At 68.3% G+C, this 13836-nt stretch carries 9 protein-coding genes; 5 read left to right on the top strand and 4 right to left on the bottom strand.

Annotation, left to right across the window (positions count from 1 at the left end):
* The first annotated feature begins 176 nt into the window (after positions 1–176).
* Both ACZ5ZX_RS15390 and ACZ5ZX_RS15395 read left to right on the top strand, forming a co-directional pair.
* On the top strand, positions 177–1358 hold the full coding sequence (locus ACZ5ZX_RS15390; RefSeq protein ID WP_465502736.1) for an acyl-CoA dehydrogenase family protein: 1182 nt from the start codon (positions 177–179) through the stop codon (positions 1356–1358).
* 44 nt (positions 1359–1402) lie between these two features.
* Positions 1403–1819 carry an SgcJ/EcaC family oxidoreductase gene (locus ACZ5ZX_RS15395; protein WP_465502616.1) on the top strand — a complete coding sequence of 139 codons (417 nt, stop codon included), beginning with the start codon at positions 1403–1405 and terminating at the stop codon, positions 1817–1819.
* Between the two features lie 105 nt (positions 1820–1924).
* Here ACZ5ZX_RS15395 and ACZ5ZX_RS15400 read toward each other — a convergent pair whose 3' ends face one another.
* Complete coding sequence (locus ACZ5ZX_RS15400) at positions 1925–3577, bottom strand: (2,3-dihydroxybenzoyl)adenylate synthase (protein ID WP_465502617.1); 1653 nt, start codon at positions 3575–3577, stop codon at positions 1925–1927.
* Between the two features lie 254 nt (positions 3578–3831).
* Between ACZ5ZX_RS15400 and ACZ5ZX_RS15405 the strand changes: the two genes are divergently transcribed.
* Positions 3832–9129, top strand: coding sequence for a type I polyketide synthase (locus ACZ5ZX_RS15405; protein ID WP_465502618.1), 5298 nt, complete (start codon positions 3832–3834; stop codon positions 9127–9129).
* Positions 9130–9220: 91 nt separating this feature from the next.
* Here the strand turns inward: ACZ5ZX_RS15405 and ACZ5ZX_RS15410 are convergent, their stop codons facing one another.
* The 3 genes from ACZ5ZX_RS15410 to ACZ5ZX_RS15420 form a co-directional block, all read right to left on the bottom strand.
* Complete coding sequence (locus ACZ5ZX_RS15410; RefSeq protein WP_465502619.1) at positions 9221–10234, bottom strand: methyltransferase; 1014 nt, start codon at positions 10232–10234, stop codon at positions 9221–9223.
* A gap of 12 nt (positions 10235–10246) precedes the next feature.
* Entirely contained in the window at positions 10247–11446 is a 1200-nt protein-coding gene (locus tag ACZ5ZX_RS15415; protein WP_465502620.1) for a cytochrome P450, read from the bottom strand.
* Between the two features lie 161 nt (positions 11447–11607).
* Positions 11608–12243 (bottom strand): TetR/AcrR family transcriptional regulator, encoded by a 636-nt coding sequence (locus tag ACZ5ZX_RS15420; protein ID WP_465502621.1) that lies wholly within the window; start codon positions 12241–12243, stop codon positions 11608–11610.
* Positions 12244–12315: 72 nt separating this feature from the next.
* On the opposite strand from ACZ5ZX_RS15420, the gene ACZ5ZX_RS15425 reads away from it, so the two are divergent.
* Positions 12316–12978: an SDR family NAD(P)-dependent oxidoreductase gene (locus ACZ5ZX_RS15425; RefSeq protein WP_465502622.1), complete on the top strand. Its 663-nt coding sequence runs from the start codon at positions 12316–12318 to the stop codon at positions 12976–12978.
* A 71-nt stretch (positions 12979–13049) separates the two neighbouring features.
* Positions 13050–13799 carry an SDR family oxidoreductase gene (locus ACZ5ZX_RS15430; RefSeq protein ID WP_465502623.1) on the top strand — a complete coding sequence of 250 codons (750 nt, stop codon included), beginning with the start codon at positions 13050–13052 and terminating at the stop codon, positions 13797–13799.
* Positions 13800–13836 lie beyond the last annotated feature (37 nt).

Raw genomic sequence — 13836 nt, forward strand, 5'->3', positions numbered from 1 at the left:
AGGCCTTTCCGGCAGGAACATGGTGACTCCGGCAGCCGTTGGCCCACGTCCTCAAAGCTGCCGCAATCAGGGAGACGCCCCGGAGGGGCGGTGCTGGGATCGTCGGAACAGGTTCACGCGAGGACCGGTGTCCTCCCGCTACCAGCCAACCTCGGTTCCACAGCTTGGAGGAAATGGTGTCGACCACCGAGAGCCCGACTCGCGAACAGCTCGTCCAGCGGGCCACCGATCTGGTGCCCACACTCCGGAAGCACGCGGCGTGGACGGAAGAGAACCGCCGCCTGCACGACGAAACGATCGAAGCCATCACCGAGGCCGGTTTGTTCCGGCTGAGGGTTCCCAAGCGCTATGGCGGTTTCGAAGCCGACACTCGCACGCTCGTCGAGGTGGCCGCGGAGCTCGGCCGTGCCGAGGGTTCCGCGGCGTGGACGACCGGGGTCAGCTGGATCACCAGCTGGATGACCGGCCTCTTCCCGGACGCGGTACAGGACGAGGTGTTCGCCCGGCCCGACATCCGGGTGTGCGGGACGCTGAGCCCGACGGCGATCGCGGCGCCCACCGAGGGTGGTGTGGTCGTCAACGGCAAGTGGGGCTTCATCAGCGGCGCGCGCCACGCGCACTGGCAGGTCGTCATCGCCGTCCTCGTCGAGGACGGCGCGGAGCCGTACCCGGTCATGGGTGTGGTCCCGTTGACGGACCTGCTGATCGTCGACGACTGGCACACGGTCGGCCTGCGTGGTTCGGGCAGTGTCAGCACGGTCGCCAAGGACCTTTTCATCCCGGCCGAGCGGATCATCAGCCTGCCCGCGGTCCTGCAGGGCCAGTACTCGTCGGTGACCAACGCCGGGCTGGAGATCTTCCGCGCACCCCTGCTCCCGGTCGCCGCCGCGTCGTCGGTCGGCAGTGTCATCGGGCTCGGCCGCGCCGCGAAGGAGTCCTTCCTCAAGCGCTTGCCGAACCGGAAGATCACCTACACCGCCTACGACAGCCAGCGTGAAGCGCCGCTGACCCACCACCAGGTCGCCGACGCGACGCTGAAGCTCGACGAAGCCGAGTTCCACGCGACACGGCTGGCGTCGCTCGTCGACGGCAAGGCGGCGGACGGTACCGAGTGGAAGCTCGAGGAACGGGTACAGGCGCGGGCCGACATGGGTGCGACGGTGCGGCGGAGCAAGGAGGCCATCGACGTCTTCGCCAACGCCAGCGGCGGATCGTCGATCTTCTCCGATGTCCCGATCCAGCGCATCGCGCGTGACATCCAGGCGGTCAACCTGCACGCGCTCATGCACCCCGACACCAACAACGAGCTGTACGGCCGGGTGCTGTGCGGGCTCGAACCGAACACCCTCTACATCTGAGATCCGCCGAAGCCCGAGACCGGCCACGAAAGGGAAGAGTCCTGATGACGACCACTGAAACCGTCAAGGTCACCGACGCGGACAAGGCAGCCATCGCGGCGCTCACGCAGAAGGTGATCGCCGCCTGGGCGTATCACGACGCCGACGCCTTCGCCGACGTCTTCACCGAAGACGGCACGATGATCCTCGCCGGCAGCTACGCCGACGGCAGGGAGGCGATCCGGAAGTTCCTCAAGGACGCCTACGCCACCAACTACAAGGACACGCAGGTGACGGGGAAGCCGCTCAGCCTGCGGTTCCTTTCGGCCGACTCCGCGGTACTCCTGACGCAGGGCGGCGTGCTGTACAAGGGAGAGTCCGAGGTCGCCGACCACAACGCGATCCGCGCCTCGTGGACCGTCGTCCGCGACGGCGGCGAATGGCGCCTCGCCGCCTACCAGAACACTCCTCGCGACAAGTGAGGTCCGTGAAGGCCTCCTTGAGGGACTCAGAGTCCCTCAAGGAGGCCTTCACGGCCTTCCCAGCTGAGGGAGCGTCCCCGCAATTCGCGGGGACGCTCCCTTTCGTCAACTCGCCCGTAGTTCGGCCGCTTCTCGCTCGGCTTCGATCCGGGCGGCGATGTCGGCGCGCAGGGCCTTCTTGTCGACCTTCCCGACCGCCGTCATCGGCAGCGACGCGACGTGGACCAGCCGCTCGGGAAACTTGAACGTCGCGACGCCCGCGGCTTCCATCATCTCGCGCAACGCGCCGAGATCGAGCCTCTTCCCGGTGCTGTAGAGGCAGATCCGCTCGCCGAGGTCCGGATCCGGCATGGCGACCGCCGCGGCGAGACCCGCCCCGGCCCGGTAAGCGAAGTTTTCGATCTCCTCGGCGGAGATCTTCTCGCCTCCGCGGTTGATGACGTCCTTCTCCCGACCCTCGACGACGAGGTTCCCGTCCGGCCGCAGGCGCACGATGTCGCCGGTGTTGTACCAGCCGTTCCGGAAGGCCGTCGCGTTCCGCTCTTCCGCCCGGTAGTAACCGCGAATGGTGTACGGGCCACGGGTGAACAGAATGCCGGGCTCGCCGTCGGCGACCGGTTCTCCGTCTTCCCCGAGCAGCATCAGTTCGTCGTCCGGGCAGAGCGGTCTGCCTTGCGTCCGGCAGAAGACCTCGGCCGGATCTCCCGGGCGGGTGAGGCACATCAGCCCTTCGCCCATTCCGTAGCCGTTCTGCAGCGTGCAGCCGAGCACGGGGCCGATCCGGCCGGCGATCTCGTCCGCGAGCCGGGAGCCGGACACCTGCATCAGTTCCAGTGAGCCGAGGTCGTGGGTGGTGTCGACGGCCCGGTGCTCCAGCCAGCGCTGGGCGATCGCCGGGACGAGCGAGGTCATCGTGACGCCTTCCGCTTCGATCAGCGGGAAATTCCGCTTGGACGTCGGCGAACCGGTGACGACCACCCTTCCACCGGCGAACAGCGAGGCGAGCACCCACGTCATCGGGAAACCGTGCCCGAGCGGCAGGACCGCCAGATAGACCGTGTCGCGCCCGATGCCGCAGATCTCCGCGGCCCGCTTGACGAGGTAGGCGAAGTCGTTGTGGGTGCGGGCGATGAGTTTCGGCGCGCCGGTGGTCCCGCCGGACAGCAGGAAGAGCGCGACGTCCGTGCCGTCCGGCTCCGCGGGTTCGAAGACTTCGTCCTCGAGCGGACGCAGGAACGCGCGGAGGTTCAGGCTTCCCTCCTGAAGTTTGTCCGCGGTCACCAGAACGTGTGCGCAGGTCTCCGATTCCCTGGCGACCTCGTGCGCCAGTGCCTGGTGATCGAACCCCTTGACCACACCGGCGGTGATGATCGCCTTCGCGCCGGCGTGTTCGGTGATCGTCGCGATCTCCTGCTTCCGGTGGCCCTGCAACGCCAGCACCGGGAGGACACCGAGCCGGAGGCACGCCACCATGATGACGACGAACTCCCAGCAGTTCGGCAACTGGAGCACCACCCGGTCGTCCGGGCGCAGCCCCAGCTCGCGCATCCTCGCGGCCGCACCGTCCGCGAGGGACAGCAGTTCGCGGTAGGTCAGCCGCAGACCGCGGTCGACCAAACAGACCGCGTCCGGCGTCGCGGTCGCCGCCGATCGCAGGAACGAAGCGAGTGGCCTGCCTTCCCAATAGCCCTCCGAGATGTACCTGGCGGCGAAATCCGGCGGCCAGGGAACGGTTCCTTCGGCACTTCTGTGCGGCATGCCGATCCTCCATACGCTTGCGGCGACTCGATTTGACCGAACGATAAGGGCCCTGACCTGCTCAGACCCTCTTCTCGAATGCGAGGAGTCCACCGCTGCGCCGCGCCGAGGGGGTACCGGCAAAACAGGAGATGCCAGCACGGACGGCGGCGGCAAAAGATGGCCTGGTCGAAAGTCCCGGCTGTGGCGAACGAGCCCGCGCTCCGCAGGCGATGCCAACGCGACCGGGTCGTAATGCGAAGAGGAGCAGGGACTTGAGCCAGGACGTGCAATTCACAGACGCGGTGGCCGTCGTCGGCATGAGCTGCCGGTTCGCCCCTGACCTCGACTCTCCGGACAGGTTGTGGGAATTCCTTGTCGAGGGACGCGATTCCGTGCGCGAGATGCCGGAGAAAAGATGGTCGTCTTACGCGGCCGCCAGTCCACAGGCGACCAACATCCTCCGGAAGACCACCCGCAAGGGCGCCTTCCTCGACGACATCGAGGGATTCGACGCCGACTTCTTCGGTATTTCCCCGCGTGAAGCCGATTTCCTCGACCCGCAGCAGCGCATCGTGCTGGAGCTGGCCTGGGAGGCGCTGGTCAGCGCCGGACTGCCGCCGCATCTCCTGCGCGGTACCGAAACCGGTGTCTTCGTCGCCGCCAACTCCAACGACTACGGGCGACGGCTGCTGGAAGACGTCGGCCGCACCGGCGCGTACGCGGTCAACGGCACGACCTATTACGGCATCGCCAACCGTATCTCGTATTTCCTCGACCTGCGCGGACCGAGCCTCGCCGTGGACACCGCTTGCGCGGGCTCGCTCACCGCGCTGCACCTGGCCTGCCAGAGCCTGAGGATCGGCGAGACCCCGGTCGCGATCGTCGGCGGCGTCAACATCATGGCGAGCCCCACGCTCAACATCGCGCTCGAAGCCGCCGGTGCGCTGGCGCCGGACGGGAAGTCCAAGGCGTTCGACAAGAACGCCGACGGGTACGGCCGTGGCGAAGGAGCCGGTGTCGTCGTCCTCAAGCGACTGTCGGACGCGCGCCGCGACGGCGACCAGGTGCTGGCGATCGTGGCGGGCAGCGGAGTGTTCCAGGACGGCAAGTCCGACGGCATGATGGCGCCGAACGGCGAAGCGCAGGAACACATGTTGCGCCAGGCTTACCGCCGGGCCGGGATCGCGCCGGAGTCGGTCGGCTACGTCGAGGCACACGGCACCGGTACCCCGGTCGGGGACCGGGAGGAGGCCCTCGCGCTGGCGGCGGTGTTCGGCGGCGCGGACCGGATCGACGATCCGTGCCTGATCGGTTCGGTGAAGCCGAACATCGGGCATGTCGAGGCGGGCTCCGGGATCGCCGGGGTGATCAAGGCGATTCTCGCCCTGCGCAACGAAGAAATCCCGCCGAGCCTGCACGACGAGCCGAACCCCGAGTTCGACTGGGCCGGTTCCGGGCTGCGGCTCGTCGACGGACGTCAGGCGTGGCCGCGTGGCGAACAGCCGCGTATCGCCGGTGTTTCCAGCTATGGCGTCGGTGGTTCCATCGCCCACGTCATCCTGAAGGAGGCGCCGGTCGCCGTGCCCGAGGCGCTGAAGAGCGCCACCGCGGAACTGGGCACGTCGGTGTTCCCGCTGTCCGCGGCTTCGGACGGGGGAGTGCGGGCGCTCGCCGCGACCACGGCGGACTGGCTGGCCGCGAACCCCGGCGTTTCCCTCGCCGCGATCGGGAGCACGCTCTCCCGGCGGCGCTCCCACCTCGCGCAGCGCGCGGCGGTCGTGGCGGATTCCACCGCCGAACTGACCGAGCGGTTACGCGCGCTCGCCGACGGACGGCCCTCGCCCGGCGTCGTCAAGGGACGGGTGCCTTCGGCCGCGGACGGCAAGGTCGTCTGGGTGTTCTCCGGTCATGGCGCGCAGTGGTCCGGCATGGGCAGGCAGCTGCTCGTCGACGAACCCGTTTTCGCCGAAGCGATCGATTCCCTCGCCGACGTGTTCCGCGCCGAACTCGGCTGGACCCCACGTGAGGCCATTGTGGACGGCGGGCCGTGGAGTGCCTCGCACGTCCAGGCGATGACCTTCGCGATCCAGATCGGTCTCGCCGCGGTCTGGCGCCGTCACGGCGCCGAGCCCGCCGCGGTACTCGGTCACTCCGTCGGCGAGATCGCGGCGGCGGTCGTGGCCGGCGCGCTGGATGTCCAGGAAGCCGCCCGGTTCGCCTGCCGCCGAGCGGCGGCACTGCAGCCGCTCGCCGGTCGTGGCGGGATGGCCATGGTGGGGCTGGCGTTCGACGAGGTCGAGCGGCGGCTGTCCGGACGCGCCGGGGTCGAAGCCGCCATCTCCGCCAGCCCCGGTTCGACCGTCATCTCCGGCGACCACGCCGAGGTCGAACTGCTCGCCGGGGAATGGCAGGCGGACGGGATCGGGGTCTGGACGGTCGACACGGACATCGCCTTCCACAGCGCGCACGTCGACGAGGTCGTCGCGGCCGTGGCCGCCGCGGCCGCCGAGCTGACCCCGCGCGCCCCCGCCGTCCCGCTCTACAGCACGGCGCTCGCCGACGCCCGTTCGGCCGCGCTCCGTGACACCGGCTACTGGGCGGCGAACCTCCGGCAGCCGGTCCGGTGCGCGGAGGCCGTGACGGCGGCGATCGAGGACGGCTACCGGTTGTTCCTCGAAGTGTCGTCGCATCCCGTGGTCACCCACTCGATCAAGGAGACGCTCGACCACCTCGGTGTCGAGGAGGCGAAGGTCGCCTTCACCATGCGGCGCAACCAGGACGAGGTCAGCACCTTGCTGACGAACTTCGCCGAGCTGCACTGCGACGGCGCGGACCTCGACTGGACGGCCGAGCATCCGGACGCCCCGCTGCTCGCTCTTCCCGCCGTGGCCTGGCAGCACCGTCCTTATTGGATCTTCGGCGACGAGGCCGTCGGCTCGAACGGCGTCGGCGGCGGGCACGATCCCGAGAAGCACAGCCTGCTCGGCGGGAAGATGGCCGTCAGCGGGTCGCCCGCGAGGGTGGTGTGGCAGACCTATCTGGACATGGACTGCCGTCCGTATCCGCTCAGCCACGAGGTGGTCGGGGTCGAGATCACCCCGGCGGCGTCGATCATCAACACGTTCGCCGAAGCGGCGGTCCGCGACGGCAAGCAGGCGGCGATCACCGACATCGTGCTGCGCACACCGCTTTCCGTCGTCCCGCCGCGGGTCGTGCAGATCGTGTCTTCGGAGAACACCCTCCGGCTTTCCACCCGTCTCGCCGAAGACGGCGGTGCCGGTGAGGAACACGAGTGGATCACCCACACCACGGCCGCGGTCGAACCCGGCGTGCGCGTCACCGAAGGCACGATCGACACCGCGGACCTTCGCGACCGGCTGCCGGAGTGGTCGTGGGAGAAGGTCGACACGATGTTCCGCCGGATGGGTGTCGGTGGCTACGCGTTCCCGTGGGACCTCGACGAACTGCGTCGCACGGACTCCGAACAGCTCGCGGTGATGACCATCGAGCCCGGCGCCCCGCACGCGGCCAGCTGGGCGCACGTGATCGACGGCGCGCTGACCATCAGCGCGGTCGTGGTGACCCCCGAGGACGCCCCGGTGCTGTGGATGTCGAGGTCGATCGAAAAGGTCGTCTTCGACGGCGTCCCGCCCGCGAAGATCGTGGTGCACAGCCGCCGGTCGCCGCGGTCCCCGCGGGACACCACCGACGTACTGGTCGCCGACGAGACCGGCCGGATCGTCTGCGAGGTCACCGGACTGCGGTTCGCGGCGGTGGAACATCTCGGCGCCGCCGCGGCGGGCCCGCGCGACCTCGTACACGAGATCGCTTGGAAACCGTTGGAGCTCCCGGAAACCAGTCACGACCTGCGGCAGATCCTCCTGGTCGGCGACCCCTCGCTGACCGGCGCCCTCGCCGCGCGCTTCGAAGCGCTCGGTGTGCCGACGACGCAGGTCTGCGAGCCGAATCCGCATGTCGACCAGCCGCGGGACTGCGACTGCACCGCCGATTTCGGCGAGCAGCTGCTGTCGGAGCCGGGCGCGGTCGTGGTCGTGCCCTCGCTCATCCGCGAAGGCGAGACACTCGAAACCGCGACCGAACGGGCGAGCTGGGCGGTGATCCGGACCGTTCAGCGGATCAGCGAGATCGCCTCGATCGCCGGTGACGAGTTCCCGTCGCAGCAGGTCTGGGCCCTTTCGCGGGGCGTGCGCGGGGCCGAGGACGAGGCAGCGCTCGCGCACGGCCCGCTCTGGGGTATCGCGCGGATCGCCGCCGGTGAACGCCCGGAACTGTGGGGTGGCGCGATCGACGTCGACGAGGTGGGCGAGGACACCGCCGAGCGGCTGCTCGAACTGCTCCGGCACGCAGGCGGCACCGAAGACGTCATTTCGCTGACCGGCGGCGCCACCGAGGTCGCCCGCCTGACCACCATCGAGCGGCCGTCGGACGGGTCCAGCCTCCAATGCCGGGCCACCGGCACCTACCTGATCACCGGCGGTCTCGGCGGTCTCGGTCTCGAGGTCGCGCAGTGGCTCGCCGACCGCGGTGCCCGTCGCCTCCTGCTGGCGGGACGGCGTGGACTGCCGCCCCGCGCGGAGTGGGAAGGCGTCACGGACCCGCAGACGCGGCACCAGATCGACAGTGTGCTCGCCCTCGAGGCGGCGGGGGTCACGGTCCGCGCGGTCTCGGTGGACATCACCGACGAAGGCGACGTCGCCAGGGCGCTCGACCCGGCCGCGCACGGACTCCCGCCCATTCGCGGCGTCATCCACGCCGCCGGTGTCGTCAACGACGCGCTGATGGACAAGGTGGACCTGGACGGCCTGCGTGACGTACTCGCCCCGAAGGCACGGGGCGGGATGGTGCTGCACCGGCAGTTCCCGCCGGGGACGCTGGACTTCTTCGTCCTGTTCTCCTCCTGTGGCCAGTTCGCCCGGCTCACCGGGCAGACCGCCTACGCGGCGGCGAACTCGTTCCTCGACGCGCTGGCCGCGCACCGCAACGCCGGCGGCCACACCGAGACCACCAGCATCGGCTGGACGTCGTGGCTCGGTGTCGGGATGTCGGAAAGCATCGCCAGCACCATGTTCGAAGCCAACGCCCGCGGCCTCGAAGCGATCACCGCGGCCGAGGCGTTCCGCGCCTGGGCGTTCGCCGAGCGATACGACACGCCGTACCAGGCGGTTCTGCGGGTTCTGCCGCTGCCGGCGCGGACCACCCGGGTCCCGATGTTCCGGGATCTGGCCGCCATCGACGCCGATGCGGGCGAAACCGACAACGGGGTGGACGTCGACTGGTCGAGCCTGCCGAAGGAAGAGGCTCACGAGCTGATCACCAAGGAGGTCCGGGAGCAGGTCGGTGCCGAGCTGAACCTGGCCGCCGAAGACGTCGACCTCCGGCGTCCGCTGGTCGAGCTGGGTGTCGACTCGGTGATGACCGTCGGTCTCCGTGTCCGGTTGAGCCGCCGTTTCGGGCTCGACCTGCCGCCGACGATCCTGTGGGCGAAGCCGACGGTCGCCGCACTCTCCGCGCACGTCACGGAGATCCTGCGGGAACCCGAAGCCGCCTGACCCGAATGCCCGTGAAGGCCTCCTTCCCTACCTTGAAAGTAGGGAAGGAGGCCTTCACGGCACTTCCGGGCTTGAGGCCTACCGGTGCCCCTCAGGGCTTTCTGGCCGTGATCGCCCCATTGGCTCCCGGCGCCCGGAACCGCACCGTGCGGATGTCCTCGAAGCCCGCGGCACGCAGCCATTCGTGGTACTCGGCGGCCGTGTAGTTGCGTCCCCAGGTCCCGACCAGCATGGCCATGCTCATCAGCGCCGCGTCGGCCGGACCGGACTTGTCGTCGTCGACCAGCAGCTCGGACACGATCAGCCGCCCGCCGCTCGGCAGCGCGCGATGACATTTGGCCAGCAGGGAGACGTTACTGGCTTCGTCCCAGTCGTGCAGGATCATGGAGAGCAAGATCGCGTCGTGACCCGACGGCAGTTCCGCGTCCTGAAGGAAGTCACCGGCGCGCAGGCTGATCCGGTCGGACAGTTTCGATTCCTCGATTCTGTCCACTGTGTACTCACAGACGAAGGGCAGGTCGAAGATCGTGGTGTGCAGGCCGGGGTAGCGCCGGCACAATTCGATCGCGAAGGCACCGCCTCCGCCGCCGACGTCGAGCAGGCTGGACGTCTCGCCGAAATCGACCTCGTCCGCGAGCACCCGGGCGGTACCGGCCGAAAGCGGGTACAGGCCGTCCCAGAAGATCTTCGGTCGCGCCTGCTCCTCGAAGATCTCCTGCTGATCACCGGAAAGCAGCCTGGACGGCCGGTTCGCCCGCACCACCTCGGTGACCCGCATCCAGCCGGGATTGGCGTACTGGCCGAGCATCCTGATGTAGTCGCCGAAGTAGTCCGGCTTTCCCTTGACCAGGTAAGCCTCGGCGACCGGCGTGTTGCGGAAGCGGCCGCCGCCGGTCTCCAGCAGGTCGAGTGCGGCGCAGGCGGTGAGCAGGATCTCCGCCGGCCGTTCGGCGATCCCGGTCCCCGCCGCGACCTCGGCCGCGGTCGCGCTCCCGCCGGACAGAAAGGTGAACAGGCCGAGGTCTTCGGCGGCGACCAGCGTCTGTGAAGCCCACAGGCCACTGGTCAGCCGGACCAGACCGTCGAGGGCGGGTCGAGTTTCCACTTGTTTCCCCTTTTAGCCGGTTTCGAATTTGACCAGTACCTGTTCGAACACGATGTGCCTGCCGTTTTCGAAGTGGCGGGCCGGTTCTTCGGTGAGGTGGTAGACGGGATGCCGGGCCAGTTCGCCTAAGACGGTCCTGAGCTCCAGCCTCGCCAGATGCGCGCCCATGCAATGGTGGATGCCGAACCCGAAACTGAGGTGCTGGTGCGAATTCCCGCGGTCGAGGGAAAAGGTGTCCGGGTCGGGGAATTTCCCCGGATCACGATTCGCCGCGTCCAGGAGGAAGACCACCCGGGAGCCCCGGGGGATGGCGGTTCCGGCGATCGTCACGTCGCGGGTGGTGACGCGGGTGAACCGATCGGTGGGGCACCAGCGGCGCAGGGTCTCGTCGGCCGCCACCGGCATGAGGTCCGGTTCGGCTTTGAGCCGTTCCTGGAGATGGGGATTTCCCCCGAGGTACCACAACATCCGGCTGAGCGTGTTCATCGTGGTCTCGTGACCGGCGATGCAATACGAGACGATGATCGACTGAAGGGTCTCCTCGGCGAGCGGCTCGCCGTTCACTTCGAGCCTGGCCAACCGTGACAGGTAGGAATCACCCGGCTCTTCCGTCGCCCGCCGGACTTCTTCCGACACCAGCTGACGGAACTCCGACCAGAAATCGGTCATGTCGGGGTTCTTCGAAAGCCGCGCCCACAGCGTGGTGGTGAGTTCCCGGATCTGGTGCTGTGCCGCCTCCGACAACCCGAGCGCGATCGCGAGCACGCCGATCGCGAGCGGCTTCGACACCTCGGCGGTGAAATCCCCGTGCCCGCGATCGGCCATCGGCTCGATCATGCCGGCGGTGAGTTCGACGACGGCGGACTCGAGGTTCCGCACCTTTTCCTGTTGCAGCGGCGGGGACATCAGCTTGCGGCGGGCGCGATGCTCCGGCGGGTCGAAGTCGATCGGCGAGAACTTCGGCGTCCCCGCCGCACGAGGGAAGAAGACGCCACTGCCGGAACTGTAGGTCTCGTGGTCCTTGAAGGCCGCTTTGACGTGCTCGTAACGGGACAGGATCCACATGCCCCCATGAGCCTCGGAATAGGTGACACCCTCGTTCTTCCCGATTTCACGGTTGACGATTTCCGCGATGTCGGGGGTGTATTCGGGATCGTGGTAATCGAATCGCCGGATGAGCCGGTCGATGAGCTGTTGTCGCGTCGACGTCATGCTGCCGCCCCCAGAGGTAAGAACCCGGCGTCGGCCACCGCCTCGACGGTCTCGTCCAACGGCTTGTCGTTCTTCGGTACACCGCCGCGTTTCAGGCCCTCATCGTCACATCGCGGTCCGTGCGGGCTCATCTCGCTGGTTGCCGTGTCCGCACGACCGCGCTACCGGAGACCACCGATTCGTGAAGACGTTCCCGGTCGCGTCCGTAAGCCGTCGATCGCGGCGTCGACCGCGGCCAGCGCCGCCTTCCTGTCGAGACCTGCTCTCGAGACGAGCGAGAGGCCTTGGACGACGTACAACAGCAGCTGGGCCTGAGCCTCGGGGCTGGCGTTGTCGGTGACTTCCCCGGCCGCCTGTGCGCGGCGCAGCGCGTCGGCGACGATGCCGGTGAACCGGCTGTAGGAGCGGACGACGATTTCCGTGGCTTCGCTGTCGTGCGGTACCAGTTCGGCGGTCGTATTGCCGACGAGGCAGCCGTTCGGTATCCCCACGTCGGAGATCAATTCGTCCAGGCGCGCGGGGTGGGTCAGGATCTCGCGAAGCGCCGGGAGGAGCGGGGCAGCGTCGAGCGCGGCGGTCAGGCGCCGCTCGTACACCTCCCAGTAGAGCCTGACGGCTTCAAGGTAGAAGCGGCGTTTGTCCCCGAACGCTCCGTAGAGGCTGCCGCGCTCGACCGCCAGTGTGTCGACGAGGTCTTGGATCGACGTAGCCCCGTAGCCCCGGGACCAGAACAGCTCGAGTGCGCGCTCCAGGGCCTTGCCCTTGTCGAACTCGCGGGGGCGTCCGGTTCGTGTCACGTCTCCGACTCTACGACTTCTTGAACGGATGCACAGAAGTCGACGGAGCACTGTCGACACGAAGGGCGAACAGTGGAATTGGCAGGCAGAACGGCACTCGTCACCGGCACCGATCCGGGGCGCGGCGCCGCGGTCGTGGATGACCTTCGCACGGTCGGTGGCGGGTCGGCGCGCTTCGTCGCGGCAGACCTGGCCGACGCGGCGGCCGTCCGACGCCTGGTCGAAGACGCCGGGGCGGTGGACATCATGATCAATAACGCGAGCGTCATGACGTTCGGCCCGACCACCGAGCAGGACATCGCGAGCTACGACGTGGCCTTCGCGGTCAATGTGCGTGCGGTGTTCCTGCTCACCGCGCTCGTCGCACCGAAGATGGCCGCCAACGGCGGCGGCAGCATCGTCAACGTCAGCTCCACCGCGGCCGGCCTCGGCATGCCGGGCATGGCTGTCTACGGCGCCACCAAGGCGGCGGTCGAATCGCTGACCCGCACCTGGGCGGCGGAGTTCGCCCCCGCGAACGTGCGGGTCAACGCCGTCGCCCCTGGCCCGATGCGCACCTCGAAGGTGGTCGCGGCGATGGGCCCGGATATGGGTGGCATGGGCCTGACCACCGCGCTCAAACGCACCGCCGACCCGGCCGAAGTGGCACACATGATCGCTTTCCTCGCCGGCGACCGAGCCAGTTACGTGACCGGGACGACCGTGGCCGTCGACGGTGGCCGAACCGCGATCTGAGACCAACGGTGCAGCACATCAACAGTTTCGAACCACGCGCCGCACTGGCGCCGGACAAGGAGATGAATCCAATGGGTCGTCTTGCGGGAAAGCACGCACTCATCACCGGAGGAACAAGCGGCATCGGCCTCGAAACCGCCCGCGAATTCCTCGCCGAAGGAGCATCGGTCGCGATCACCGGCCGCTCGCGGAAAAGACTGGACGAGGCCGCCCGGCAACTGGAGGGTCCATTGCTGACCATCGTCAGTGACGCCGGTGACGTACCCGGCCAAGCAGCGCTCGCGGCGAGACTGCGCGCGGAATGGCCCAAGCTCGACATCCTGATGAGCAACGCCGCCGACATCACCCATCTCCCGATCGCGGAATGGACCGAGGAAGCGTTCGACAAGCTCGTCGCCACCAACCTCAAGTCGCCGTTCTTCCTGATCAGGCATCTGCTGCCGCTTTTCTCGCGGCAATCCTCGGTCATCCTCGTCGGTTCGGTCTCCGCCTTCATCGGACACGAGAACGCGACGGTCTACGGCGCCGCTAAGGCGGGGCTGCTGTCATATGCCCGTGGACTGACCTATGAGTTGAAGGACCGGGGTATCCGCGTCAACGGACTGAGCCCGGGCCCGACTGTCACCAACGCGTTCGCGCCGCTAGGCCCCGAGCGCCAAGCCGCCGTTTACGAGGAGCTCCGCCGGACCGTGCCCCTCCACCGCCTGGGAACGGCCACCGAACTGGCGAAGGCGGCCGTCTATCTCGCCTCGGACGAGTCCTCCTACACGGCCGGCACCGTGCTGCGCGTCGATGGCGGCATCGGAGAGCTCGCTTACTAGCCTTCACGAGCTGGGTTGTCCGATGCCTGCCCAAAAC

The sequence above is a fragment of the Amycolatopsis sp. NPDC033938 genome (assembly GCF_055575975.1).

What these genes read in the sequence shown, in the direction of transcription:
- ACZ5ZX_RS15400 (WP_465502617.1), bottom strand. Translation starts at nt 3,577, where the DNA reads ATGCCGCACAGAAGTGCCGAAGGAACCGTTCCCTGGCCGCCGGATTTC.
- ACZ5ZX_RS15395 (WP_465502616.1), top strand. Translation starts at nt 1,403, where the DNA reads ATGACGACCACTGAAACCGTCAAGGTCACCGACGCGGACAAGGCAGCC.
- ACZ5ZX_RS15430 (WP_465502623.1), top strand. Translation starts at nt 13,050, where the DNA reads ATGGGTCGTCTTGCGGGAAAGCACGCACTCATCACCGGAGGAACAAGC.
- ACZ5ZX_RS15415 (WP_465502620.1), bottom strand. Translation starts at nt 11,446, where the DNA reads ATGACGTCGACGCGACAACAGCTCATCGACCGGCTCATCCGGCGATTC.